This is a genomic window from Pseudarthrobacter sp. WHRI 8279 (assembly GCF_040224115.2).
Classification (GTDB): Bacteria; Actinomycetota; Actinomycetes; order Actinomycetales; family Micrococcaceae; genus Arthrobacter.
In genome coordinates this window covers 40,367-64,833 of record NZ_CP168165.1, presented here as the reverse complement: position 1 = coordinate 64,833, position 24,467 = coordinate 40,367, and the positions used below count along the sequence as shown (strand labels likewise).

Here is a 24,467-nt window from a genome sequence, read left to right as displayed (position 1 = left end):
GTGCCCCGAGGACCTCAAAGCAACCGCTGGGAAGCAAATTTGCCGCAGTTTCCGGATGATCGGCAGCACGGCCTTCGCCTACGTGCAGGGTATCGGAGACACATCAAACAAAGCCCGCCGGCATGTTATGCCGACGGGCTCGAATGTCCCAAAGGACTTACCCCGTTAATCAAGCAGGGACAAACCTCCAGGTTCACCCGGAACACAAAGAATTGGGGTTTGTCTCTGAAAACCATCAGAGACCGTCGGAGGCAATTCCACATCAGGAGGACGTGAATGATTCTGTGAGATAAGTTCTGCGGAAGATTCAGGATCACGAAACGGGTGCAGAAACCTGGCTCAAAATGGCCGTACTGACCCGCTTAGCCTCGGCGTAGGCCCCATGCGTTCCTGCTGTCTCGGAGGAGTAGTCGCCGGCGAAGTGCAGGGTCCCGTTAACGGGTGCCTGGAGGGCAGGAAGTGCCGCGGCCCGGGTTGGGGTCAGCAGCGAGAAGCAGTGCTCCCACGACTGGATCGCTGCCCCGATGACGTGTCCCCGCAACTGCGGTGCTACTACCAGGAACTCCTCGATCCACTGTTCGAGCACGCCGGAAGAAGGGTCATTGGCTTCCTTGAGGTAGCCAGCGGTGTTTCCGTAGCAGACGAACTGCGCCGTGCCCTCCTTGCGGCCGGGCCTGGGGTTGATCACGACGTCGAAGACCCGGCCGGCGGCGGCAATGAAAGCCCAGTTGTCAATGTGGGCAAGCTCGGCAGAGTTGATGTCCACCACCACTCCGAGCTCGGTTGAGCCCGGGGTGTGCACTGCGTTCAGGGCATCGAGTTTCCATTCGGGTAACTCCACTATGCTTGCGATTCTGGGCGCCGGAACCGCGAGAATGACGTGTTTGGCGGCGAGATGGCCAGACGCCGCTGAGGCTTGGTTGCCTTCGGTCTGGGCAACGTCGACGCTGAGTACCCAGGATCCGTCGACATCCCGGGTGACTGAATCAACACGGTGCCGCATGCGTACGTCCGTGCTGCGAAGGGAATTCGCCAATGCAGTTGGGATTGCCTGCATGCCTCCAAGGGAGACCATCCTGTTCTTCTTCTCGTGGACCAAATAGCTGCCAAAGTAGCGCAGTGCGTAGGTGGCACTAAGTTCCGACGGCGGAGCAACGGACCCGCCCCTGATGGCGGCGGTAAGGACCTCTTGCACGTCCTTCGGGAGGCCACTGAGCCGGGATTCCTCTCCGAAGCCGGGCGAGGAAGGACGCAGCTGTCCGTCCACGGTGTTCTCAAAGTATTCCGAGCTTGCCCGTTCGATGAACTGCCGCAGGCCGTTGCGCGATTCCTCCGAAAGCGGGAGTTGCTCCACCAGGCGACCGTTCTGCTCTGACACGACAGTCTCACCGTTGACGTGGATGCCAAAAGTGGCGGGTTCGAACGGAACCAAGGGGATGTCCAGTTCCGTAGCTAGTTGATGCGACGCTGTACCCGTGTAGACGAACATGGCGCCCATGTTCACTGGTTCCCCGTTGATGTCCACAGTCTTGGCGCGGCCGCCCAGTCGGCCTGTCTCCTCCAGCAGCACTACTTTCAGGCCTGCGCGCTCGAGGTTGTAGGCAGCTGCCAGACCTGCGGGACCTCCGCCAACGACGGCGACATCGTACATTTTTTCTCCTTCTCCTTAGGAAGTGCTTGGTGGTCCGGAGCTCGTTTTGCCGGATCATCGGTTTCCATGATTCGCAGACCTTTCAACCTTGTGAATACCTGGAAGACAAACAGCTTCTTTTCGAGTCTTTGAGTCACCCCTAGTTACAACCTAGACTTCCCCTATGACGAGTGCACGGGACCGCGCGGAGCTCAAACGTGCTGTCCTGACGGCGCCAATCTGGATGCAAGCGACGAAAAGCTCCAGCCGTCAGGTGACTGAGGCCGTGGGCGTGAGCCAATCGTTCGTGGTCCGGACGTGGCGGGAATTTTCGGTACCCGACGATTCGGTTGTGCCAATTAGCGCTTTGCTCCGCGATCGCCATATGGTCCCAGTTGGCTTCGCGGTGGGACCTACCGGGTCGTGCTTGGTCTTGAACCCAGTCCGCTTTGCGCGTATCCGGTATCCGGCAGGGCTCTCTACGACCAGCAGAAGACGGGTGCGTGCGATGCTGGCTGCCGACCTACTAAGGAGCTCGCCGCGGGACCATGAGGCAGGCGGACAGGACAGACAGTTGTGGGCCTCGCTGGCCTCTAACGGCTACGCCCTCGACCAAGCCATAATATTGGTGAGCGGTGAGTTTCCAGTTCCTCCGGAAGTGGAACCGGCAGTGCGTATCCCGGATGCCTGGCAATGGCAGAGGCTCGCCGCAGCGCTGGACATGTTGCCGGAAGTTCCGGCGGGAGAGCATCTGGCGGATCTGGAATGGCGCATCCGCCGTTGGTACCACGGTGGGAGGCCTCCCTTCTCGTGGAGCGTCGACCGGAAGAATACAGCAGCTCCGGGGGCGCGTTTGATGGACGTGGCTGAGCCTTGGAATGCGTTGGCGGAGGACATCCTAGCGGTGATCCGCCAGGGGCTGGTGGACGGAACATTTTCGGGAGAAAGCGAAATTTCGTTGGGGCAACTCAGCCGTTTGCTGGGGGCCACTATAAGGGAAGTCCGGTCCGCCATCCGGGCACTCACTGACGACGGCCTGATAACTGCAACCAGGTCCGACTCGGTCGTAGTTCGGGTTCCCACTTGGGACGACGTCTCGGAGACTTACATGGCCCGCCGCGCCCTGGGTACCATCGCCGTCCGAGCTGCCAGCCGCTGGAGTCCGGCGGCGCGTTCGCGGGTCAAGAAACACCTCGAAGACCTGGAGGAGAGTGTTCGCCAAAATGACGTGGTGAGGGCCCACCATCTGGATATGGATTTTCAAATCACCCTGTTCGAATCCTCCGGCTTAAACCGGATACCGGCGATGATGGAGACGCTCACAAAGCAGGCGTTTATGCACTTCGCTGTCCTCGGGGCGAGATATGCCTTCTCGCCCAAGAAAATCCTGGAACAAAACACCGCGATCTTCGAAGCTATCGATGCCGCTGACCTACGGGCAGCAACGATGAGTTGGCATTCGAAGATGGAAGACGGACTCAATTACATTGCCTTGAACAAGTCAGTCCTGAACCAGCAAAGGGCAGTACAACAGTAATGGTTCAGCCCCGCGGCAATTTGCCGTTGCCGAGTTGCCACTCCAATCCGTTCAGACCTTCACGTGAGGATCTGTAAACTCCCCCAGTCACGAGCCCTCACGCGTGTGGCTTGCCACGGTAGTTGGCGAAATTGACAACGTTAGTTTGCAGTCAGTGCAAGGACGGGCTGCACCTTATGGGTCAGTTTCGTTGACAGGATTCTTGGCGAGAAGCTGGTTTCCTGGAGTTGTTCAGGGTCAATCGCGGCGTGATTCAGCGTGCCGCCGGCTGTTGCGCCGCCTTCGAGTAGCCCGAGGGGACGATTCGTCAGATAGCTGACGAGATTCGCCAGATGAATTGGCAATTCGCCAACAAGTGGCAAGCGACACAAACGCGGCATACGCAGCCCCTCTTGCGGGCGCTCCCCCGCCTGTTCTAAAGAGCCGATAATGGAGATTATGTAAAGTCACTTGCTTTAATGTTCAACTAATCTCTCATCTTCAGGTTACATCTACCGCGCTTGCTGCGCCATCCGAGCACGCGCCAAGAGCGGTGCGAAACTCCCCCTGAACGTCAGCCCTCCACTCGACGAGCCGACATTTCGCGCGTTTGTGTTGCATTTCGGTTGTTTTACTTTTGCAAGCCTGCGACGATTGAGACATGGAAGCAACGACCCGGCATGACATTCATCTGGGGACCACCCGGATGAACATTCACGACCTTGTGCGCGAACTCAATGAGAATCTCGGTACGACGGTCGTCCAGACCATGGCCGGCGTGAAGGACCGCACGTCTCCGTTCCGCTGGGCCAAGCCTGACGGCCCGGAGCCCCGCCCGGAAGTCGAGTCCCGCCTGCGCCTGGGTCATCGCGTCTGGAAAACCCTTGAGCTCGCTGAAGGAAAGCATGTCGCGTTGGCCTGGCTGATGGGCGCCAACCCGCGCCTGGACGAGGAACTTCCTGTCCTTTACATCCAGCAGCTGCGTTCCCGGGAGGTTTTGGGAGCCGCCGAAGCATTCGTGAATGACACCTACGCCGCATGATCACGACCGCCAAGGGGCGCCGGTGCGCCTCGACGGGACTCACCCTTGTCCAGGCCGCCGGCCAGATTTCGTTCAGGGTGGCGAAGGACCGCTACGGCGCGCTGTCGGTCAGGAAAAATTCCATCGTTGGCCCGATGCCCATCGGAACAGCCGCGACCAGCGATTCCCGGGGCCGATACGACAGCATAGGCTCAACGATCTACCTCGCCGACTCCCGCCAGTGCGCCTACGCCGAGGTATTGCTCGGCTTCCGGCAGCAGCGCGCGTCCGTAGCCAAGGCCGCGGAATCCATCGGATGGACGGTCGAGGACTACATCACCAGTGTCCGGACCCAAGCCGAGGAGAACGGGATCGACGTCCCCTGGGCCATCTCTGTGGACTGGCAAATGGACCGTTCGATCTACGAAATTCGCCACCCTGGTCAGGGGTGGTGGGTTCAGATCGACGACGCCGCCACCCTCCGGGCCCTCGAAGCCCTGACACCAACCACGGCAGGACTGACCGAACGCCTCCAGCTCCTCACGGCCGGCTCCCTCACCGGAGACGACCGTGACCTGACAACCCTGCTCGCCCACGTCATCCGCGGAACGGTGTTAGACGATGGCTCAGAACCACTGGGGATCAGCTACCCATCAAAAACACTGACTGGAAGGTGCTGGGCCTACTGGGACCGACGGGCTGACGAAGGCCTCTCCCCCGGCCGCAACGGCCTGCTGCAACTGACCTCCGAAAATGTCGGACCGGACCCCGACTTCCACCGCGTAGCAGAACTGTACGATCTACCGGTCCTCGGAGCCCGCTCCTGAAACCAAGAAATCTTCCGAACGCCGCCCGACAGGCGCCCAGCGTCCTCTGACGGCTGCAGGACTGCCGGCCGTTGGCAGAGGGGTCCCGGCTAGATCAGGCATCAGGTTCTTCGCCACTCTGAGGCTGCTCGGGGGTAATGCGCTGCAGCAGCGCGTCATGGGCTTCCTGGAGCGCGTCCGCGCGGGCCTGCGCGGCGGCCGCCCGGGTTGCTGCTGCCGCAGCTTCGGCCGTTGCTTCCTGGCCGGCTGAGCGGGCCTGTTCTAACTGCTCGGCATTGGTGCTTAGCTGGCGCTCCAGCTCCTCTATTTTGGCCAACAGCTCGGAGACAGCGGACTCCTTTTCGGCCGTCACTTTGTCGAGGTCGGCAACAAGCTCGGCGACCTCTTCATTCAGCTCCTTTTTCTCCCGGGCCCACAGCTCGCCGCTGGCGGCGTGGCGCTCGTTCGCAACGGTGGACGCTTCCGCCCAAACAGCCCCGGCCAGACGCGCCGCCTGCTCGAGGATGGCCGGCGGGGTCGCCGCGACCTGACCTCCTGCGGACTGCTTCTCCTCGGCCCACTCCTTCAGATAACGGGTGGCGTCGGCGTTACTAACGCCGGCAGCAGATCGAACAGTGGACACCGTCGGGCGCCGCTCGGCGCTGATCTGCTCAGCAGCAGCAAAAACCCGGTCTTTAGCACTCGAGCTCATTCACGATCCCTCAAAGAAGTAGTAGGAGTAGTAACAAAATTACTCCTACTACTACTAACCGGCAATACCGCGCCGTCCCGGGCCCGCGGCCCCCGTCCACACGTGGCGGGTAGGCCCCCAGGCCAGAGGGGCTGGGTAGCGGGATCCCTCAAGGCTCGTCCACGAAAAGAGTAGGAGTAGTAGTACACGCTTCCTACTACTACTACGGATCGGGTCTGACTGTGCCCCGGAGATGATTTGTCCTGGCCACCGCCATTTCGCCCCCGGAACGTGTCGCTGCATCGGCATCCGCACCCTTGGACGGGAGCCTCAAGGAGCTGGAGGCCCAGCTCGATGAAGCCGTGGCCACCGCAAGGGCGGGGGCGTCTCTTGGGAAAAGATCGGCAGGGCTTTCGGGATCAGCCGGCAGGGTGCCAAGAAACGCTGGGAGGCTGTATCCGCGGATGAGCGCATGCCAGCGTAGGACGCTTGGAGCGACGCCGGACCGCCCCGGAGCACAAGGGTTTCCGCCCCTTCAGCGTCCCTATTCCCCTTCCGGCACGTCGTCCGCCAGTTCGCCCGCGGCGATCCGCTCAGCGGCGCGCCGGTATGCATCTGCGATATAGTCCTCGAGATCCTGGCGGCCGACGCGCCAGAGCCCCCTCGCTCCAACCTGAAAAGCGCGAAGCTCTCCAGTATGAATGAGGTTCCGGATGAGGCTGCTTTTGCAGTTCAGTTCTTCGGCGACCTGCTCGATGGTCAGAAAGCGGCGCTTGTCGTGTTCAGCGGTCACCCGGACATCCTAATGTGAGCAGCACCCAGCCGGGGCCAATTTCCGGGCCCCGGCCAACCCGTGAGATTTCCTGGGCTGGACGGCCTGCAGGGCTTACCGGCTCATGCCCTTTTGAAGGAGCTTTGTCAGGCCGTTGGCTCCGCGCGTCTTGCGGGCCTTTGCAGGCCTTGATCCCTTGCCTACGGCTGCGCTGGGCGGTGTGGCCTGGTCTTGATCGGAATTGAGCCGTGCTTGTACAGCCTCACGATCGGCAACCCCTTCGAGGCTGGCCGCCAGTTCCTGTCGTCGCTCGGCTGAGTCGTAATTGGCCCCTGCTTCGCCACGCAACTGCTCTGGGCGGTGATCGGCACGAGCAGCTGTCCAGTCTGTGATCAGCCGCCTCTCCATGTCCGTCTCCTCGGCTACGCTGTCTGCAAAATTGTGCCGCTGTTCCCAGTTGTGCGCCTCGATGGGTTTGGTCTCCCGGAGCCAGTCCAGTGCTTCGTCCAAGTCCTCCTTTGAGGGCTGATCAACGGCCTCCGCGCGTTTCCTGTCTTCCCGGTCGGCCTCGGCCAGCAATTGCACAGCTTCGGCGTTGTCATCACGGCCGGCACGGCGTTCCTGTTCTGCCTGTTCGCGGTCCCGCTCGGCTTTAGCCAGGGCCTCCGCCACCGTTGCTTCATTGGCACCGAGGTTGTCCACGTCCAAGCCGTAGCGGCGCTGCACCTGGTCACGGATCACTTCGGCCGCGTCGCGCGCCGCCGGGTCGTGGTCCTTCCACGCGGTGGCCGCCTCATGGACTCTTTCGACGTCGCGGCCGCTGGCTGTATCCCACCACCGGTCGTCCATGACCGGGGCGAGCTGTGCACGGGCAGCTGCCCGCTCCGCATCGAACCGGGCCTGCAGTTCGCGGCCCTGTTGTTCCTCGGCCGCTTGGGCGCGGCGCAACTCTTGCTCGCGTGCCCTGGCAAGCTGCTCACCGAGCCGACCAGCGACGGTCAGCGCAACGCGCGACATTCCCTCAAGAGCCTCATCAATGCCGTCAGATTCGCTCAATGGTTCCCCTCCTTGGTGTTATCTCTCAACGTCTGGGCGGGCACTCCCGCTTTGGGTGCTCACGTGGGTGCGTACCTGCACGTATTTCGGCGGCAGCACGGAGCCCGCGGACCGACCGGCAACCTGCCCGGCTGCACTCGCGCGCACCGCGGCCGCCGCTTCGCTATCCGCTGTGGGCGTTGTCGCTGGGACGCTGGGTAGTGCGGCAGCGACCTGGCTCAGTTGGTGCTTCACCATGTGGCTAATCTGGCGTGCTCTGCGCAGATCATTTGAGGCCTTGTGCATGTCGTGAACGGCCTTTGCGACGTTGAGCAGCTGGCGCAGCATGATTGCCTGCGCGGCGGTTCCGGTGCCGCCCATCGAAGCTGCCATGAGCATGAGCGAGGCTCCGCGCGCAGATGGGCCTGCGCTGCGGATGGGGCGGACTGGGTAGCGCCGCAGTTGTGCTGTCTTTGACAGCTCGTCGGCTGCTGCTGCGAGTGGTCCGGGCGTTGCCTCGGTTGCCGTGGACCAGGCTGCGAAGGCGCCGGATGTCTCGCGTGCAACGTGCGCCCAGGTCGCGTGATCGTCCAGCGGGACGGAGCGCAGCGTTTCGCGGAGCCTGGCAACTTCGTCGCTGTACTGCTCCCACATTTGCGGGTCCGGTTCGTGGGCTTCACGGCCGATCGTGACCGGGCGGCGTCCACGTGCAGCTGCATGCCATTCTGCGACCGCCTCGGCGGCACCTTGGGGGCTGTCAGGCCACTCGGCACGGAGCTTGGGCAGGGCAAGGTCTTTGGCGAGGTGACCGCCGCCAAACCAAACAGGCCGGCCACCTTTGGGGGGACGTTCTGCCACGCTGTAGCCGACCACGACGTCGTCACGTCCGGACGCGTACCGCGGCCTGACCAGGGCGCCCGTACGGCGAAGGCGACGGATGAATTCGGCCTCATCCTGGGCGGACGTCGCACAGGCACGGACTTTACGTTCAAGGGACCGGCGTTCCGGTTCCGGTGCTCCCCGCCGCTCGGATGCTTCACGTTCTCCCGGCCGGAGGCCACGGGTGGAATGCGTGGGTGAAAGTTCTTCCAGGCCGTACTTCTTCTCAAGCTCCCGGGCGGCCTGTTGTGCGCGGGGGAAGTCCCGCCAGCTGCTCCACTTCGTGCCGTCCTCGCGGACCATGGACGCGGCAATATGGATGTGGTCGTTTCCGGCTTTGCTGTGGCCGTGACGGATCGCCACCCACTGGGCCGGCGCCCGGCCGCTGGCTTCAGTGAACCCCATCTCGTCCATGAAGTCCTGCGCAATGTCAGCCCACTTCTGGTCGGTCAGGTCGCCCTCCTCGCCGCGCAGCGACAGTGAGCAGTGCCAGACATGGCCGCCCGGAATCTCAACGCCCAGGACGCTTCTGGCCCGGTCCAATTCCTTGGCAATGGCCTGCGCCGCGTCGGCGTTCAGTTCGTCATCGTTGTGCCAGGCCATGATCGACGGTGAGCCAGCGACCAAGTGCGGATCGGTGTGTTCGTTCGCCCGGCCGGGACCGGCAAGGTACGCGATGAGCCCTTGCATGCGGGTGCCCTTGGTGATGTTGGGAATCATCAGCGCACCATCGAATCCAACATCGTATTGATCCGGTCAGCGACCGCCCGCACCCGGGTCAACACGGTACGCGCTGCTTCCGGGAATTCGTCCGTGGCGTTCGCGTGCCGGGCGAGCTGGTTGACGTTGTTCGACAAGGCAGCAAGGTAACGGCGGGCCGCGATGAATTCCACGGCCATCGCCCGACGCTCAGCCAGCGACTCGGAGTTCTCCGCATACAGGGCAGCACTGACCAGAATCTCCGACGGGCTGCGGCCCGTCCGTTCCTCCAGCACCTTCAACTGCGCGCGCTCGAACTCCGACATCGACACCCTCACGTACTGGGTATCGCCGTCAATGTTCGCGCGGCGGCGACGGGAGAACCGGCGCGGAGACTTCCGCTCTTCGCTCATCCCGGTCCCCTCCCCCAATGCCCAGCGCAGCGCCCCGGAATCTCCGGGCCACACTCACGAGTCTGCCGCATCCAGGGCCGCAGGCCGTGGATCAACACGCGGGTATGGCACATAACCGCCTAGCTTGCTCCGGAAAATCGCCTGCGCCCGAATTTGGCGCTTGGGGTGGTTCCTGGGCACTGCCCTGCAGGACGCTGCGCGTCTGACTTGTTCAAAACGACTGCGTCGTTCCGTTTCGGCTGGTTGAGGCTACTGCCCGGTCCTTCCTTGGCAAGTCTCCACAGCCGGCTTTCGCGGCATATCCTCGCTTCGCTCCGGTATTCCACGGTCCGGCCGCTCCAACTGGCCAATTCCTTCACCGGCCAAGTTTCGGCAAACGTGCCGAAAGGAACGCGGCATAGGGCAAGCGAAAGGTACAGTTTTGGCTCTCATCTCACCTACCACAGTGGCCAGGCAATACGGAGTCTCCCCGACGCAGCTGCGGCAGTGGCGGCGGCGCGGCGTCGGCCCCGAATACTTCCAGTTCACAGCACGAACCGTCAGCTACTCCGACGACTATCTGCGGGACTGGTTCAACGATCCCCGGAACGCCCACCTCCTGGCGCAAGACCCTCCGGTTACCTCGGACATGTCATGCCCGGATGGGCGCGTCCGGCAAAGCCGGCGTCGGGATGATCGTTAGGCTGGATCCATGCCAAACCTCGACATTGAACAGACACGAAACCAGGCCCGCGCGCTGCTGGACTCCCGCATTGAATCCGTCACTGCCCTGGTGAAGAGCCGCCAGCGAATCACCGAGTTGCGGGACCAGCTTGTTGCGGCCGAACGCGATGACAAGCGCGCCTACGTGCAGGCCACCCGGGACGGATGGAGCGCGGAGGAACTGAAGAAACTTGGCCTTGAACCATCTGCGGTAAAGCGCCGGCGGACGGCAAAGCGCTCCGCCGGATCCGAACAGGATTCCGCCCAGGAATCCGGCACATCCTTCAGCGAACAGTGAGCTTAAAACCCACGCTGTTGTGAAACCCAGGCCGCCGCGCTGACACCCCTGAAAAGTCGCTGCACACAAAAAAGGACCGGAACATTCCGGTCCTTTTATGTCCTTCGGCAAAAGGAAATCTTTCATTCACTCTAGCGCACCCATGAAGGGTGCATTGGTTAGGCACCCCGTCGGTTGGCGGCGGCTTTTAACACCTCGCCCCGGACGACGCCAGGTACCCGTGACGATGGTATGCGCGGCACCCCTGGTGTGCTTCTGCCAGGCCGCGCCTAATGGCGGTCCGCCGCTGGTGAGTGGCTGCCGTGGTTCGCTCCGGGCGGCGGACCGCCCGACTTTTGCGAGGTTCCCGGCCCTGCCGTGGTGATCGGCACTGGCCTTGCCGGGCGGAGATGTTCCCCGCCCGGCAAGGGTTGGCTTTAGGCCGCTTTGGTTTCTCCCTCTGGTGTGCCGCTGTCGATGATCAGCCCTTCCACAGTTGAGGGCTTGTACCCCCAAAGAACCAGTTGGTTCAGGTAGTCCCTGTGAGTCTGTGACGGGGAACGCCACGCGTCCTTCGCGATCGTCTTCTCATACCCCGCACAGACCAGCGCGATGAGCGAAAACTCGGGCCGTGCCGTGGATTTCGCCACGTGCGTCCGGAGCGGGTTCCACGCCCAAGTCTTGTCCTCGTCAACCTTCGCCCCGACCATTCCAGCGGCCACCTCGCCGTCGTAGCCGCTGGCCGTTTCGGGGTGGTGTGTGATCGCGTGGACGGTGAAGTACTGCCAGCCCTTGGGTGCCTGCTTCTTCGCCAGCAGACCGGTCACGAATTCACGGCGTACCACCTGCGCGGACAGCATCGCTTTATTGTTCTCAATCAGGGTCTTGCGCTCCGCCTTTTGCTCCTCGGTCATGGGGCCTTTCTGCGCTGGGCGGCCGCCGTCGTAGCGTTCGTATTTCGGGGCGAAGCCTGAGTCCTTCCACCCCGCGATCACGGCGTGGGTCCGGTGCTGGCCCCGGTAGTCCGTGGTGATCAGAACGGCGTTGGCGTCGTCCTCGGTGGCCGGTTCCCCGTCCTCCCGTTTGGCGGCGGTGACGTAGAGGTTGTCGTCGTCGGCGTAGTGTCCGGCGTCCTCCACGATGGTCTTGCCCTGGGCTTCCAGTTCGGCGATCAGCGCGGCGAGGGCGGCAGTGCTTTCGCGCCGGTCGCGCAGCTGCTGCGCGACGTGCAGAAGCTGGTCAGGTTCGTCCATGATGACCGACTCGAGCTCGGCCGAGGCCTCTTCATCTGACTCAAACTCAGCGATGATCAGTGCCTCCTCGATGCTCCATCCCTTGCCCAGGGCGGCGGCTCCCGCGTCGGAGGACTTGGCCTGCAATGCGGACTCCACCGTTGTCTTGGTACGCCCGGTTTTCTTGGCGATCGCGGCCGCCGAGACACCGATCAGGGATAGCTGGTGGTAGGCGTCGGCTTCGTCCGCTTCGGTCAGTTCAGCGCGCTGAATGTTCTCCACCACCTGCGTCACGATGCGCTCTGCTTCCTCCGGGGATTCGATGATCATCACCGGGATCAGGGGTCGCTGCGCTTCCACGGCGGCGCGGGTGCGGCGCTGGCCCATCAGCACGTGCACGGTCCCGTCGTCTTTGCGGTGGGCGATCACCGGTTCCATCACGCCATGTTCTTTGATGCTGGCAATGAAATCGGCTGTCAGGGCGGCGTCCTTACGGACGTTGACGTCGACGGTCAGGGTGGCCGGGTCGAGCATTTCAAGCGTGGGTGCTGCGTTCATGGTGTTGCTCCTTTTTTGCCGAAAGGGTTGGTGGGTGGGGCGACCTACGGTGACCGGCCAGCGTCCCCTCTCCCCCCGTTGATTTTTGGCTGCTGGCGAAGCTTGCGGAGCTGTGGCCGACGGAGGCCTGTCTACCCGCAGGGCAAGGGGCGGGAAATTCCCGGAGGAAATCAGCGACGAAGGAGCGCCGCAGGGACATTTCCTGCACCACAGGCCCCGACGACGGAGGGGCTAGAGGGGCCGGAGCGGACACGTACAATCCGACAGGACAGCAGCCAAAAAGCGTCGCAGACAACACAGGGCCAGGAGGTCCGGAGCTCTGCGACGGCGCCACCTGGCCCCAACAGCCGGCCGCGCCAGCGGACGCCCTTCAACTGGTTGGAGCGCAGCGGAAACCAGGGCGAGCCCTGCGAGCCTGCCTTCCTCCCCGAGCCAGGAACAACCCAACGACACCGCCTCCTGTGGCTTGCCGCCGGCGGCCGCCGCCCGGCACCTGGCGGCTGCGGGATGGGCGGTCCGCCGCCGCCAACCAGCAGCGAAAGCCGGCCACGACGGCGGGCCGCCCGCGGTGACCGGCCCCGAAAGGCCGGCCACCCGCGGGTTTAGCTGGCGAGCAGTTCGCTCAGTTCAGTCGCGTCGGTCACCAGTGCCGCGCCGCCTTCTTTCAGGAGCCGGTGGCACCCTGCGGAGTTGGCGCTGTGGACGCTGCCGGGGACTGCGGCGACGTGACGGGCGATGGTTTCGGCGTGGTGGGCGGTATTCAGGGCGCCGGAGCGCCAGCGGGCCTCCACGACGCACGTCACCCCGGCAAGGGCTGCAATGATGCGGTTTCTGTACAAAAATCTTGCCCGGGTAGGGGCGGCTCCTGGGGGCAGCTCGGAGAGGGTGAGCCCGTTGCCGCGGATGGCGGCGGCGAGGTCGGCGTTGCCTGATGGGTAGTCGCGGTCCAGTCCCCCGGCCAGGACGGCGATGGTGGCCGGGCTTTCTCCGGTGCTTCCGGCAAGTGCGGCGCGGTGGGCGTGCGCGTCAATACCGTAGGCGAGGCCGGCGATGACGCAGATTCCGCGCTGGGCCAGGCTGTAGGCGATGTCACCGGTGACGGCCGCGCCGTAGCTCGTGCAGTCCCGTGACCCGGCCAGTGCCGCGCAGTTGGACGGGTCGGGGATCCCGTTCCCGATGTTGCCCCGGTACCAGAGGCCGAAGGGTGCGTCCGGGAGGTCGTCCAGGCCTATGGGCCAGTGCTCGTCCCCGGGGATGAGGAAACCGCCGCCCAGGCGTTCGATGGTGGCCAGGTCCTTTTCCGGGTCCAGATCCGGCACGCGGGGCGCCCAGCGCTTCAGCGCGTCGGACAGTTCCTCGGGCGTCACGTCCGGAAGGGTGTGAGCGGGTTGGGCGCCGGTGGCGAGCCGCAGCGCGGCGTACGCGCCGAGCCTGCCCACGAGGGTCCGACCAACGGTGTCGTTGGGTTCGAACAGGCGGGTCAGGGCTGCGCGTGCAATGCGGTCGTTCATGGTGTTGCTCCTTTTTTGCCGAAAGGGTTGGTGGGTGGGGCGGCTCAGGTGACCGGCCAGCTCCCCCTCTCCCCCCATTGATTTTTGGCTGCTGGCGAAGCTTGCGGAGCTGTGCCCGTGCAGGCCCGTCTACCCGTAAGGGCAAGACCCGCAAAATCTTCGGAGGAAATAAGCGACGAAGGAGCGCCGGAGAAGACTTTTTCGGGTCGCAGGCCCCGACGCAGGAGGGGCTAGAGGGGCCGGAACGGGCACGTACAATCCGTCAGGACAGCAGCCAAAAAGCGTCGCAGACAACACAGGGCCAGGGGGTCCGGAGCTCTGCGACGGCGCCCCCTGGACCCAGCAGCCGGCCGCGCCAGCGGACGCCCTTATCGGTGTGAGCCCTGGCGAACCCACTCCCCCGGTCTACAGCTACATGCCTGCGCGCATGAAGGAAGGCCGGCACGGTCCGTGCCGGCCTTCCTGAATTTCCCTCGGCAATAAGGAAATCTGTGGTGCAGCCTTCAGTGCTGCTTTCGGTTACAGCTCGTAGTGTCGGTGGTCTTTCCTTGGCCGGTCTACCGGGCCAGTAGCTGGGCCTGCGGTGAGCAGGCTCAGTTCCAGGATGTCTTCAAGGGGGCTCGCGTCCGGGGAAACGGTATCGTCCTCGGTCATGCGGAATTGATCTGCCACTCGGGACTCCTTGGCTGTACGGGACTGCGGTGTCCTTTCACAGTATCGGCAGTTCCTGCGCGCGGGCTGGAAGTCGCGGCGCCCGCGCAGCGTTTACGCGGCCGGCGGAGCGAAGCGGGGGAGGCCGCCGCGCACCTGGCGAAGATCCCGCGAGGGGAGGGCCGGACCCCTCTTGTAGTGGAGTCCGGCCCTGTCGAAGCTAGCGCTTCAGGCGGCGGTCATAGGCCTTTTTCGGGTAGCGGCTGCAGTCTGCCAGCAGGCCGCGGTTGACCAGTTCGCCCAGCAGTTCCGCCAGCCGATACCCGGCGGTGTCCTCCAGCGCGAGCTTGAAGTACCGGGCAGCGAAACTGGACTGTCCTTTGAGCCATTCGAGCCAGCCGATCAGGCACAACATGGGGGCGCGCTGGCCTTCCGGGGTAGCTTTCATCAGCTCGAACGCGACTTCCTGTGCCGTGTCCACGCGGGCCCAGTCCGGGCGGGTGAGGAACACACCAAGCATGACGGAGGTGAACTGCTCGGGCGCGTGCGGGACGATGTCTCCCATCATGTAGTCCCGGATGGTGGGGTGCTGCAACGCTCCTGCCAGCTGGTACGCGGTCTCGCTCGTCAGGCTCTTGGGATCCTTCAGCACCCTGGCCCAGGCGGCACGGCTGGCTTCGAGGTCTTCGGGCCAGCCGTCGGGCTTCTGCGAGGTGATAGCCTCGCGGGCCGTCTCGTCTCCAGTGAAGGGTGCCGGTGCGATGAAGCCGGTCACGACGCTCCCCCGGTAGATCAGGGCGGCGTTGCCGTTGCTGGTGGTGATCGCATCCAGCGACTCATCGGGGCAGCAGCCGGTGTCCGTGCACAGGTAGTTCCGCCACAATTCAGAGGTCACCAGCCATGCGTCCTGCAGGGGCATCCCTGCGGTTTCCAGTTCGGTGCGCAGTGCCTGCACGTGCCCGGCGTAGGGGCGGCTGCCGTCGGTGGTGCTCTCGTCGGTGTAGATGACCAGCAGGCTGCCGGTGGCGGCCTCGTCAGCGGTCAGGTAGCTGACGACGCTCTGGGCGTAGCCGACGGGGTCCTGCCCGAACGGGGCATCCACGCGCAGGGTCGCGCCGATCTTGTTGCCCTGCATGGTCAGGGCGACAAAGGACTCCGTGGGGGTCTGTCCCAGCGTGTGCGGAATGAAGGCCAGGACGTCGGCCGGGCCGGTGAATTTGATGAAGTCGTTCATGGTGTTGCTCCTTTTTTGCCGAAAGGGTTGGTGGGTGGGGCGGCTCAGGTGACCGGCCAGCTCCCCTCTCCCCCCGTTGTTTTGGCTGCTGGCGAAGCTTGCGGAGCTGTGCCCGTGCAGGCCCGTCTACCCGTGAGGGCAAGACCCGGAAAATCTTCGGAGGAAATCAGCGACGAAGGAGCGCCGGAGAAGAATTTCCGGGGCGCAGGCCCCGACGCAGGAGGGGCTAGAGGGGCCGGAACGGGCACGTACAATCCGTCAGGACAGCAGCCAAAACGTCGTAGACACAAAAGGGCCAGGGACGGCGGAGCCCTGCGGAGCCGGCACTGGACCCAACAGCCGGCCGCGCCAGCGGACGCCCTTCAACTGGTTGCAGCGCAGCGGAAACCAGGGCGAGCCCCGCGAGCCTGCCTTCCACCGCGAGCCGGACAACCAACGACTCACCAGCCCCTGGCTTGCCGCCGGCGGCCGCCGTCCGGCACCTGGCTGCTGCGGGATGGGCGGTCCGCCGCGGCCAACCACCAGGACAAGCCGGCCACGACGGCGGACCGCCCACGGTGACCGGCCCCGAAGACCGGCCACCCTCGGCCCTATTCGCGGCGGTCGTGCAGTGGGACGGCTCCGTAGTGTCCGGCTGCGCGGCGGAACCGGGCGTCACTGCTGAAGATAAACGTTCCGCCGAACATGTACCAAGGGGCGGGTGCACCGGCTGGGGCGAGCGGCTCGGCGTGGACCATGGTCTCGCGGTGGAAGTGCTCGTTTTTGACGAGCCGGACGGCGGGCCGTTGTTCGGTGGCCTCGAAAACCGGGTCGATGCCCTCGCCAATGACGGTTACTTCCATGACTCGGGCGGAGATGCCCCGGTTCGAGAAGTCCGTGCCCAGGGCGTCGCGGTAGATCAGGGCGGTGATGCCCTTGGGGGCGGTGGTGTCGTTGCTCATGTGCTGCTCCTTTGAAGTCGTTTGGGGTGCTGTACTGCCCGGCTCGGGCCGGGCAGTACAGCGGTTGTCAGTGCTGGTTAGGCCGCGTCCGCGAGGGTGCAGGGCATCCGGTACCGGCTGGGTAGTTCGGCGGCGGCCTCCGGCAGGTCTGCCGGGCCGTGGGCCTGCCCGTTCTTCCAGTGGAAGAAGGCCTGCTCACTTATCGCGGTCCAAAACCTCGCCTTGGTCCGATAGAAGGTCGTTCGTACGTCGCCTTCGCAGTATGTGGCCATGCCGAACAGGTTCCCGATCTCGTCGGCGGTACGGATCGCGGCGACCATGACATAGGGCCACTGGCCCAGGTCCCAGCCGTCACACCCCCAGCAGGGGATCACGGCCCAGCCGTGTTCGCTGATGACGTCCATCCAGTCATAGCCGTCGTTCATGTGGTAATCGACGAGCACGGGCACATCGTGGACCGTTTCGCCGGTGTCGATGGTGGTCACGGTCCTCTTAGTGACTGCGTTCATGGTTTTGCTCCTTTTTTGCCGAAAGGTTGGTGGGCGGGGCGGCTCAGGTGACCGGCCAGCGTCCCCTCTCCCCCCGTTGATTTTTGGCTGCTGGCGAAGCTTGCGGAGCTGTGGCCGACGGAGGCCTGTCTACCCGCAGGGCAAGGGGCGGGAAATTCCCGGAGGAAATCAGCGACGAAGGAGCGCCGCAGGGACATTTCCTGCACCGCAGGCCCCGACGACGGAGGGGCTAGACCGGCCGGAGCGGACACGTACAATCCGTCAGGACAGCAGCCAAAAAGCGTCGCAGACAACACAGGGCCAGGAGGTCCGGAGCTCTGCGACGGCGCCACCTGGCCCCAACAGCCGGCCGCGCCAGCGGACGCCCAAACGGGTGCGAGCCCTGCGAGCATGCACCATCACTACCGGTGTGGCATGCTCGAAGGCGTAAGCAGCAGGATGTTTACACCCAGGGCAGAGGGCCCCATTCCCACCGGTTGCGGCCCTCTGCTTTGCCCTGAACGGTCATTGAAGTGTTGATACGAAGGGAAAACCGATGGGTCTGTGGAGCTGGATCTCCCGTCGCCGCAAGCCGGCAACGGCTGCTGGTCGCCCCGCCTTCGCAGCGGCCATTGAGCCGAAGGACCAGGAGCCGTTAACTCCTGAGCAGGTGGCAGATCTGAAAGCGGCGTGGGCCGAACTCGCCGAGGCGGCGAAAGAGTCAGCTGCCACCGGTTTCCATGCCTGCTCACGGGGCAGGAGGCCCTGGCAGGAAGATCCGGCAGCTGTGCGGAGCGTGGCGGCATTACTCCGCCGCGTTGGCGCGGAGGACGCTGCTACGGAAGGTCCCACGGCCAAGTAAAAGCCAGCACGGACGTTCATACTGGTTTCTCCTTTAGGCTGGGCCCATGGCCGAGTCCCTTCCGCCGGCACTGCACCCACCGGTCGCGGTTGCCCTGGCGAAACTCGTCAAGGCCTTCCCCGGCCCCAACGCACTGCCCGGCGGCCTATGGGCCGAACCCAAATGGGACGGTTTCCGCACTACCGCCTTTAATGACCGCGGCAAGGTGACGCTGTGGTCCAGACAGGGCAAGGAACTTACCCGAATCCTGCCCGACGCAGCTGCCGCTCTCGCAGAGCAGTTGCCACCGGGGTGGTCCTGGATGGTGAAACCGTCATTTGGAACCGGAACCGGCTGGATTTCGATGCGCTGCAGCAGCGCATGGTCACCTCCAGGGCAGCGCTTCCCGCCGTGGCCAAGGAGCTGCCCGCTTCATTCGTTGCCTTCGATGTTCTGGCCGTTGCAGGGCAGGACACCCGCGGTGTGCCATTCACCGGGCGCCGGCAGCTGCTCGAGGAGCTCGCCCGGGACTGGGCCCCACCATTGCACCTCTCCCCCATCACCAGCGACATGGACCTAGCGAAGACCTGGCTGCGGGATCTGCCCGCGACAGGAATCGAAGGTCTCGTATTCAAAGGCTCCCAACCCTACGAGGCCGCCAGGATCTGGTCGAAGCTCAAGCACAAGGATCTTTGGGACGTAGTCTGCGCGGCCGTGATCGGGTCCGTGGCCCAACCACAGGCCATCATCGCCGGCCTGCCCATCGGCGGCGAACTGAAGATTGTCGGCCGCTCGACCGTCCTGTCCACGAAGGCCGGGCGTGAGCTGGGCCGGCACCTCCACCCGGCCGGGCCCGGGCATCCATGGCCCGAAGAGATCAGCGAGTCCTCCCTGAACAGATTCAGCAAGGACAAAGGCCCCGTGCGGCTGACACTTATCGAACCGGTCGTGGTCGAGGTATCAGCCGACGTCGCCTGGTCCGGCACGTCCTTTCGGCACCCCGTCACTTGGAAGCGCGTCAGGCCAGAGCTGGACCCTGCAGTGGTCAGGGTTCCCCCTGAACTGAACAACAGGCACCGCTGACGACGGCGCCGTGCGGGTTATACCCAGTGTGGACAGCTTTGAGATTCATCCTCCGGTCTCCACCTGCCCACAATGGGCATAACCCCCTCCGGTTTCCGGGTGCGATTGGTCAAAGAACCGTGCTTTGTCGTACCCCTCCCCGGAAACTCAGCGGGCCGCCCCGCATCCGGAAGCGGTACAGATGTACCGGAAAGGCATCACCAACCCGAAGATCGCGGCCGCAGGCGTCGGAGAGAGCACCGTTCGCTGCCTTGGTGCCGGCCGCAATCTTGGGCTCATCGCCACGCTGGAGGTCTTGTGGACGCTCGGCGGGGTCAAGAGAGTCGGGTGGGGCACATCAACATCTGGCACGCCTCTCCAGCGGTCATTCCATCGGCTTGACCTGGGCTTCGATAAAGGCGATCTCGTCGGCGTCGAGCCCGTACTTGGAGTACAGCTGCTGGTCGATCTGCGGGATCGACTTCGACCAGTCGATATCCGACACCGGCGTGAAGTCCTGCAGCGGGACGTGCTTCCACTTGATTGCTGAGTTGTGCTGAGTCGTTTTGAGGACTCCGAGCATCGCGCGGGCGAACTTGGTCTTCACGTACTTCGCGCACGCCTCGGCCTCTGCTTCCGTATCAAACCGCCCGATAGACATGAACGTCTGGGTGAACCCAGTGCCCGGCGCGGCCACCGACGGCACGCCAACGACCCTCCCGGACTTAACAGCAGCTCCATCGGCGCTGGCGATGATCACCTTGTACTTGTCCACAACTTCAGGAGTCACGAGGTAGTCGCGGCGAACCCACCGCACTTCCCTCTTCCGATTCGAGAGGCCGAGGATCTGGACGTACGAACTACCGTCGTTTGGGTCGGTCTTCAGGCAGACCTCGGCCATTCGTTCGAATGTGTTCGTCTTCATGCGAAGGCCGCTGGAGGCGGGGATGCGCTCACGCAGCTCCGGATGGTCTACGAAGACCTGTTCGTTCCACGAGCAAGGGTGCTCGGTGATCGTCGAGGCGATGGACGAGCTCGATTGCGACGCCACCGCATCGACCAGCGACCTCGCCGTCTCCGACAAATAGGACTGGCTCCCGATAGGGCCGATAACACGCGTCGCGTCGCGATAGGTCACGACGATCCCGCCGTCAATGGCCGTACCAGGGAAAATCGTCGAAGAAGAGGGCTCGAATATTGCGACCTTCAGGTGCTCGTCGGAAAGCGTCTTCTCATTCCAGGACTTCGGCGTCTGCCCGGCGTTTGACAGGAATCGAGCAGGGGTAACCAATACAGCACGCTCGGCAACCTCGAACGCCGCATCCATGAAACGGTGGTAGATCGGCGGCGACTTCGCTTCGTTGTCGCCGACCAGGTCATCCTGGTAGGGCGGGTTGCCGATGACGACGTCGAACTTCTTACTCATGGCTGTGCCCTTTCGTCAGCATGTTGTCGACCATCTCCTGCCGCTCCGCTTGGCTCATCCGGGCAAGGTTGCCAACTTTGAAGTGGCCGGAGTCCTTCATCCAGGCCTTGCGCTCGGGTACACCGCCGGAGACAGCCTCGATGGTGATGCGGTGAAGGATCTCATTGTGGCTCATCTCAAAGATCTGTGAGGTCAGGATGTGCCGCAGCCTCTCCTCTTGGTCCGGGAACACCGCGACGAGGCCGGTGTCGAGGCGTCGCACGAGTTCCATCAAGAACAAGCCTGCAGTTGAGAATACGTCGGCGAAGGTCCTGTCTGGGTCGCTGAAGATCCCCGGGTCCTCCTCCGCTAGGGTATCGACCATCGTCGTGACCACGGGCTGCGGGGTGAACACCAGGGACGTCTTCTGCTGCGGGATGTAGGCGAAGATGTTCTCGGTCTGTGAGTCGTCGAAGTAATCGGCGAGCGTTTCCTTCTTGTCCAGGAACTCCTGGACGGCCTGGTCGAAGACCGTCTCGTCGAAAAGGCCCGGGATCCTCGTCACGATGCCGTTCTCCTCGGCGACTTCCTGGCCGTCGCGCAGCAGACGGAACTCGGCCTCGCTGATGCCCGTGATCTCCTCGAACACGTCGTGCGGCGTGTAGTCGCCGAAGTTCGACAGCCGGATGCCTCGGTCCCCGTATGCCATGAGGAACATGGGGATCGTGCGGGCGAAGCCCCGCAGGTGGGAGCGAGCATCGTCCATCGTCTTGTCTGCGCGTCCCTGCTCCTTTTTGGTCTCTTCGCGAGTGACCACCTCGGGTACGATCTCCTCCATCGTCTTGTCGACGATTGCCAGGACGTTCGCCTTGAACGCCTCGTCCTGCTCGGCCTTCTTGGCCTCGACAGCCTCGGCCTGGGCCTCTGTGGCTGCGTTCTTCAGCTCGTCCTCGATGTGCTTGCCTGCGATGTTGTGCTCGGTGTATGCGCGCTCGATCTGGTCCTTCACGGCCTGCTCGGTGCGCTGGATGTCGCGCTGGACCTGCGTGGCGGTGAGCCCGTAGGCTTCCTTCAGCTCCTCGCGCTTCTGGCGGCTCTGCTCGGTCACCGCCTTGGCGATCGCTGTCGCCGTCGTGGACGCCGGGGCGTCGGGCTCGGGGGTAGGGATATCCTCGATGCTGTAGACGGGTTTGCCAAGCTCGGAGACCTTGGGGTTGATAACGGTCTCCACGTCGACCTGGACGTTGCCGTTGGGGTCAGTGATGGGCGGCGGCTGCGGGATCTCGATGGGCTCGCCGGTGTTGACCTTGCCCTGCTTCGCGGTGGGCAGCTTGTCCAGGATCTCCTTGAAGTGCTCGGAGTACCGGAAGATGCCGGCGACGTTCGCAAACAACAGGTTCGACAGGAAGCCGCGGCGCACGACCTCGCGGGCCTTGAATACCTGCGGGAACGTCAGGACCTGGGAGGCGTCAAGCTCGATCATCCGACCCTCAGCGTCTTCACCCAGCACCGGGAAGAAGTTCAGCAGCCGGCGGATGTTGTCCTGCCGCACCCGCTGGTCGCCTGAGGGGTTCGGGTGCAGGTTGTTGGCGAAGGCGTCGAAGATCGTCAGCGTGCGCTCGGGCGCGAAATCGAAGATGTATGCGTTCTGTTTCTGGAAGACGTGCCCTCCGCGCTCGAACGTGCAGGGGTTCTGCGCCCGGAACGCCGCCTGCATGTACTGGGCCGGGGAGGACAGGTTCGACAGCATGATGACCGCGGTCCACTCCGGCACTGTGACGCCTGTGGTTAGCTGCCCGACAGACAGCGTGATGGTTTTACCGTCCGACTTCTCCGCCTCGCTGATGGCCGCGCGCACCTTGTCGAGGGACTTGCCTACTGCGACCGGGTCGGACTCGTCTGAGCGTCCGTCGCCGGCCGCCAGGATGATGGTGTAGTCCTTGAAGACGTCGTGCTTCTTGAGGAGCTTCTCCAGTGCCTTGGCCGAGGCGACGCGGTTGAGCAGCCAGAAGGAGTGGCGAATCTCATGGCGCAGCTCGGGCGTGGAGAACGGGTACTTCTCGTTGGCCGCGAGGCAGTCGAGGAACTTGATGACCTCAGTCTCGTGCTCGAAGAACCCGTTGTCTTTCGTCGCGAAGAACTCGTTGAGGTCGAACGTGTAGTCGATGTTCGCCGCGTCCTCGTCGATGGCGACACCCTCGGCCAGACGGTCCGTGATCATCCGCGAGATCTGGTAGGTCAGCAGGTTGAGCGTCGGCAGCGCCGCGTACGGGTTCTCCTGGCCGTTGTCCTCCCATTGCTGGCGGGCGGTGTGCTCGTCCTCGTAGGTCCAGTTGAAGATTTGGTCCTGGTCGAACTTGCCGGCGGCCAGTGCCTTGAACGGCGTGCCCGACAGGTGCAGTGTCCACCGGCGCTTGATCTGGTCGAAGGCGACGTCGGTCTTGGTGGTGTCGATGCCCTCGTGGGCCTCGTCGATCACCAGCAGATCCCAGTCGAACTTTGTAATGTGCTTGAGCTTGTCGTAGGAGCCGCCGAAGTACTGCGATCCCTTGAGGTCCTGCAGCGACAGGAACTCCACAATGCGCGGGTCCTCATCCTGATGGTTGAGCGAGAAGGCCCGCCACTGCTCGCGAGTCATCGGCGTACGGCCGTCCAGGGACCCCGACTCCGAGACAAACTTGAACGTCGTCCGGTGACCGATGAAGCGGACGAAGTCGTCAAACCAGGAATTCGCGATCGCGGGGCGGTTGGTGACAATCAGGACAAACCGGACGTCCAGGGTCGACATCAGGTCGTATGTCGTCAGCGTCTTGCCGAACCGCGGCTTGGCGTTCCAGAGCACCTCGCTTTGCCCCGACTGGAAAGCAGCCACTGCCTGGTCGACGGCCGCCTGCTGCTCGGGACGCAGGGCGTAGTCGTCCTCCACGCCGATGCTCGGTACGTCGGGGAAGTCCTGGCCGGCGAAGTCGTTGAAGTACTCTAGTGACCTCTTCGGCGCGATCTTAAAGTGATGCCACTCCGTGCGCTTGGGCTGGGTCTCACGCTCGACGCCTTGCTGGCGGAGGTAGGCGTGGAAGTCCTTGTCCGTGAAGTGCCCACCGGTTTCAGAGTGGAACGTGGCCCGGCGCGACCACAACTTCTTCTTCTCTACGGACAGCTGGGATGCCTGCTGCGCAATACGGGCGTCGGCGCTCTCCTGCTCCGTGTACCCGATTTTCTCCCAGCCGCCGTACTTGGGGATGTCCGGCGTCATCCACGAGTAGATCAGCGGAGTGATTTCGCGGAACGTGCTGATCTTCGGACTAGGCATCTGCCCTCACTTCTTCGTGGACCTTGTCTATCCGGCACACCTGATAGCTGTCGTAGAAGGTGAAATCGAAGCCGCCGTCATCGCGCAACGAGGCGAGCGTGAACGGCTCACGCTGCACCATGCCGGGGGCTCCCTCGATCCGGTTCCACCACGAGAACTGGATGTCCTGACCCCTCGGGGTCTGGCCGGTCAGGGTGTTGCCGCGGACGATGTTCGTGTCTATGAGAAACCCCGCCGCCCGGTGCAGGTCGGTGTCCGGGCCGCAGGGAGTGCCGTGGTCCTGGTGGAAGCCCAGGAACTCGGCGATCATGATCGCCTTCGCGTCCTGGTGGTTGTCCTCCAGCAGCTCGATGCCGTAGATCGAGGCCAGTGCGAACAGCGACTCCTCCGGCCACTCCTCGACCGGGTACCGCTTCTCGATCGCGTGGAGCTTGCGATGCAGGATCGCGACCAGGAAGTTGCCGTGGCCCGCTGCAGGCTCAAGGAAGGTCTTGTCGACGAAGTCGTGGCCGGTCTCCAACTCCTCGCGGACCAAGTCGAGCATCCGTTTGACCATGTGACGCGGAGTGAAGACCTCACCGTAGTTCTTGACACGATGGCGCGACTTCATGACCTGCTCCTCGACAATCGCCTCTGTTACCGTCACTGGTTCCACCCATGCCGCAGACGGCGAGAAACGGAAGCCGTAGCGGCGGGGTCGTCGGCCGACTTGTCGAGCAAGTCCGCGGACCGGTCATCTCGTGATGGCGACACATGCACTCCAATTTCTGCAAGCCGAGGCTTCGGGCGATGA

20 protein-coding genes and 1 pseudogene are annotated in these 24,467 nt (G+C 63.7%); 6 read left to right on the top strand and 15 right to left on the bottom strand.

Annotated elements, in window-relative coordinates; all coding sequences use genetic code 11:
• Positions 1–313: 313 nt before the first annotated feature.
• Positions 314–1,651 (bottom strand): FAD-dependent oxidoreductase, encoded by a 1,338-nt coding sequence (locus ABRP28_RS21890; RefSeq protein ID WP_350005211.1) that lies wholly within the window; start codon positions 1,649–1,651, stop codon positions 314–316.
• A gap of 553 nt (positions 1,652–2,204) precedes the next feature.
• Here ABRP28_RS21890 and ABRP28_RS21885 point away from each other — a divergent pair.
• From ABRP28_RS21885 to ABRP28_RS21875, 3 genes are all read left to right on the top strand, one after another.
• Positions 2,205–3,167, top strand: a complete 963-nt coding sequence (locus ABRP28_RS21885; RefSeq protein ID WP_350005213.1) for a GntR family transcriptional regulator — start codon at positions 2,205–2,207, stop codon at positions 3,165–3,167.
• A gap of 640 nt (positions 3,168–3,807) precedes the next feature.
• Positions 3,808–4,188, top strand: coding sequence for a hypothetical protein (locus tag ABRP28_RS21880; protein ID WP_012311538.1), 381 nt, complete (start codon positions 3,808–3,810; stop codon positions 4,186–4,188).
• Positions 4,185–4,994, top strand: coding sequence for a hypothetical protein (locus tag ABRP28_RS21875; RefSeq protein WP_350005216.1), 810 nt, complete (start codon positions 4,185–4,187; stop codon positions 4,992–4,994). Before ABRP28_RS21880 ends, ABRP28_RS21875 begins: the two co-directional genes overlap by 4 nt.
• Positions 4,995–5,088: 94 nt before the next feature.
• On the opposite strand, the gene ABRP28_RS21870 is transcribed toward ABRP28_RS21875, so the two are convergent.
• The 5 genes from ABRP28_RS21870 to mobC form a co-directional block, all read right to left on the bottom strand.
• Positions 5,089–5,685, bottom strand: a complete 597-nt coding sequence (locus ABRP28_RS21870) for a DNA-binding protein (protein ID WP_350005218.1) — start codon at positions 5,683–5,685, stop codon at positions 5,089–5,091.
• Positions 5,686–6,208: 523 nt separating this feature from the next.
• The gene (locus tag ABRP28_RS21865; RefSeq protein WP_350005220.1) at positions 6,209–6,457 is read right to left on the bottom strand and encodes a helix-turn-helix domain-containing protein; all 249 of its coding nucleotides are present in this window, start codon (positions 6,455–6,457) and stop codon (positions 6,209–6,211) included.
• Positions 6,458–6,550: 93 nt separating this feature from the next.
• On the bottom strand, positions 6,551–7,492 hold the full coding sequence (locus ABRP28_RS21860) for a hypothetical protein (RefSeq protein ID WP_350005222.1): 942 nt from the start codon (positions 7,490–7,492) through the stop codon (positions 6,551–6,553).
• Between the two features lie 18 nt (positions 7,493–7,510).
• Positions 7,511–9,070 carry a relaxase/mobilization nuclease domain-containing protein gene (locus ABRP28_RS21855; protein WP_350005224.1) on the bottom strand — a complete coding sequence of 520 codons (1,560 nt, stop codon included), beginning with the start codon at positions 9,068–9,070 and terminating at the stop codon, positions 7,511–7,513.
• Positions 9,070–9,462: a plasmid mobilization relaxosome protein MobC gene (gene mobC / locus ABRP28_RS21850; protein ID WP_350005226.1), complete on the bottom strand. Its 393-nt coding sequence runs from the start codon at positions 9,460–9,462 to the stop codon at positions 9,070–9,072. Before mobC ends, ABRP28_RS21855 begins: the two co-directional genes overlap by 1 nt.
• Positions 9,463–10,153: 691 nt before the next feature.
• Here mobC and ABRP28_RS21845 point away from each other — a divergent pair.
• Entirely contained in the window at positions 10,154–10,462 is a 309-nt protein-coding gene (locus ABRP28_RS21845; protein ID WP_350005228.1) for a hypothetical protein, read from the top strand.
• A gap of 416 nt (positions 10,463–10,878) precedes the next feature.
• Here ABRP28_RS21845 and ABRP28_RS21840 read toward each other — a convergent pair whose 3' ends face one another.
• The 6 genes from ABRP28_RS21840 to ABRP28_RS21815 form a co-directional block, all read right to left on the bottom strand.
• Complete coding sequence (locus ABRP28_RS21840; RefSeq protein WP_350005230.1) at positions 10,879–12,231, bottom strand: ParB/RepB/Spo0J family partition protein; 1,353 nt, start codon at positions 12,229–12,231, stop codon at positions 10,879–10,881.
• Positions 12,232–12,833: 602 nt separating this feature from the next.
• Entirely contained in the window at positions 12,834–13,742 is a 909-nt protein-coding gene (dprA, locus tag ABRP28_RS21835; protein ID WP_350005231.1) for a DNA-processing protein DprA, read from the bottom strand.
• A gap of 519 nt (positions 13,743–14,261) precedes the next feature.
• On the bottom strand, positions 14,262–14,414 hold the full coding sequence (locus ABRP28_RS21830) for a hypothetical protein (protein ID WP_200953146.1): 153 nt from the start codon (positions 14,412–14,414) through the stop codon (positions 14,262–14,264).
• A 199-nt stretch (positions 14,415–14,613) separates the two neighbouring features.
• Positions 14,614–15,627 (bottom strand): DUF4192 domain-containing protein, encoded by a 1,014-nt coding sequence (locus ABRP28_RS21825; RefSeq protein WP_350005233.1) that lies wholly within the window; start codon positions 15,625–15,627, stop codon positions 14,614–14,616.
• A 590-nt stretch (positions 15,628–16,217) separates the two neighbouring features.
• Complete coding sequence (locus ABRP28_RS21820) at positions 16,218–16,568, bottom strand: hypothetical protein (protein WP_350005235.1); 351 nt, start codon at positions 16,566–16,568, stop codon at positions 16,218–16,220.
• 77 nt (positions 16,569–16,645) lie between these two features.
• Positions 16,646–17,077 carry a hypothetical protein gene (locus ABRP28_RS21815; RefSeq protein WP_350005237.1) on the bottom strand — a complete coding sequence of 144 codons (432 nt, stop codon included), beginning with the start codon at positions 17,075–17,077 and terminating at the stop codon, positions 16,646–16,648.
• 535 nt (positions 17,078–17,612) lie between these two features.
• Here ABRP28_RS21815 and ABRP28_RS21810 point away from each other — a divergent pair.
• On the top strand, positions 17,613–17,918 hold the full coding sequence (locus ABRP28_RS21810) for a hypothetical protein (RefSeq protein WP_374153031.1): 306 nt from the start codon (positions 17,613–17,615) through the stop codon (positions 17,916–17,918).
• 46 nt (positions 17,919–17,964) lie between these two features.
• Positions 17,965–18,980: pseudogene (locus ABRP28_RS21805) on the top strand (ATP-dependent DNA ligase).
• A gap of 364 nt (positions 18,981–19,344) precedes the next feature.
• Here the strand turns inward: ABRP28_RS21805 and ABRP28_RS21800 are convergent.
• Genes ABRP28_RS21800 through ABRP28_RS21790 form a run of 3 tightly spaced genes read right to left on the bottom strand, consistent with a single transcriptional unit; the run spans position 19,345 to position 24,320 of the window.
• Positions 19,345–20,385, bottom strand: a complete 1,041-nt coding sequence (locus ABRP28_RS21800; RefSeq protein WP_350005108.1) for an Eco57I restriction-modification methylase domain-containing protein — start codon at positions 20,383–20,385, stop codon at positions 19,345–19,347.
• Positions 20,378–23,674: a DEAD/DEAH box helicase family protein gene (locus ABRP28_RS21795; RefSeq protein WP_350005110.1), complete on the bottom strand. Its 3,297-nt coding sequence runs from the start codon at positions 23,672–23,674 to the stop codon at positions 20,378–20,380. Before ABRP28_RS21795 ends, ABRP28_RS21800 begins: the two co-directional genes overlap by 8 nt.
• Positions 23,667–24,320, bottom strand: coding sequence for a hypothetical protein (locus ABRP28_RS21790; protein WP_015062468.1), 654 nt, complete (start codon positions 24,318–24,320; stop codon positions 23,667–23,669). The genes ABRP28_RS21795 and ABRP28_RS21790 overlap by 8 nt, the downstream gene beginning before the upstream one ends.
• Between the last annotated feature and the right edge of the window lie 147 nt (positions 24,321–24,467).

Excerpts from the sequence above, each read along its gene's own strand:
- ABRP28_RS21855 (WP_350005224.1), bottom strand. The coding sequence starts at position 9,070 with ATGATTCCCAACATCACCAAGGGCACCCGCATGCAAGGGCTCATCGCG.
- mobC (WP_350005226.1), bottom strand. The coding sequence starts at position 9,462 with ATGAGCGAAGAGCGGAAGTCTCCGCGCCGGTTCTCCCGTCGCCGCCGC.
- ABRP28_RS21795 (WP_350005110.1), bottom strand. The coding sequence starts at position 23,674 with ATGCCTAGTCCGAAGATCAGCACGTTCCGCGAAATCACTCCGCTGATC.
- ABRP28_RS21890 (WP_350005211.1), bottom strand. The coding sequence starts at position 1,651 with ATGTACGATGTCGCCGTCGTTGGCGGAGGTCCCGCAGGTCTGGCAGCT.
- ABRP28_RS21840 (WP_350005230.1), bottom strand. The coding sequence starts at position 12,231 with ATGAACGCAGCACCCACGCTTGAAATGCTCGACCCGGCCACCCTGACC.
- ABRP28_RS21800 (WP_350005108.1), bottom strand. The coding sequence starts at position 20,385 with ATGAGTAAGAAGTTCGACGTCGTCATCGGCAACCCGCCCTACCAGGAT.
- ABRP28_RS21845 (WP_350005228.1), top strand. The coding sequence starts at position 10,154 with ATGCCAAACCTCGACATTGAACAGACACGAAACCAGGCCCGCGCGCTG.
- ABRP28_RS21875 (WP_350005216.1), top strand. The coding sequence starts at position 4,185 with ATGATCACGACCGCCAAGGGGCGCCGGTGCGCCTCGACGGGACTCACC.
- ABRP28_RS21880 (WP_012311538.1), top strand. The coding sequence starts at position 3,808 with ATGGAAGCAACGACCCGGCATGACATTCATCTGGGGACCACCCGGATG.
- ABRP28_RS21810 (WP_374153031.1), top strand. The coding sequence starts at position 17,613 with ATGGGTCTGTGGAGCTGGATCTCCCGTCGCCGCAAGCCGGCAACGGCT.
- ABRP28_RS21820 (WP_350005235.1), bottom strand. The coding sequence starts at position 16,568 with ATGAGCAACGACACCACCGCCCCCAAGGGCATCACCGCCCTGATCTAC.
- ABRP28_RS21815 (WP_350005237.1), bottom strand. The coding sequence starts at position 17,077 with ATGAACGCAGTCACTAAGAGGACCGTGACCACCATCGACACCGGCGAA.
- dprA (WP_350005231.1), bottom strand. The coding sequence starts at position 13,742 with ATGAACGACCGCATTGCACGCGCAGCCCTGACCCGCCTGTTCGAACCC.
- ABRP28_RS21825 (WP_350005233.1), bottom strand. The coding sequence starts at position 15,627 with ATGAACGACTTCATCAAATTCACCGGCCCGGCCGACGTCCTGGCCTTC.
- ABRP28_RS21870 (WP_350005218.1), bottom strand. The coding sequence starts at position 5,685 with ATGAGCTCGAGTGCTAAAGACCGGGTTTTTGCTGCTGCTGAGCAGATC.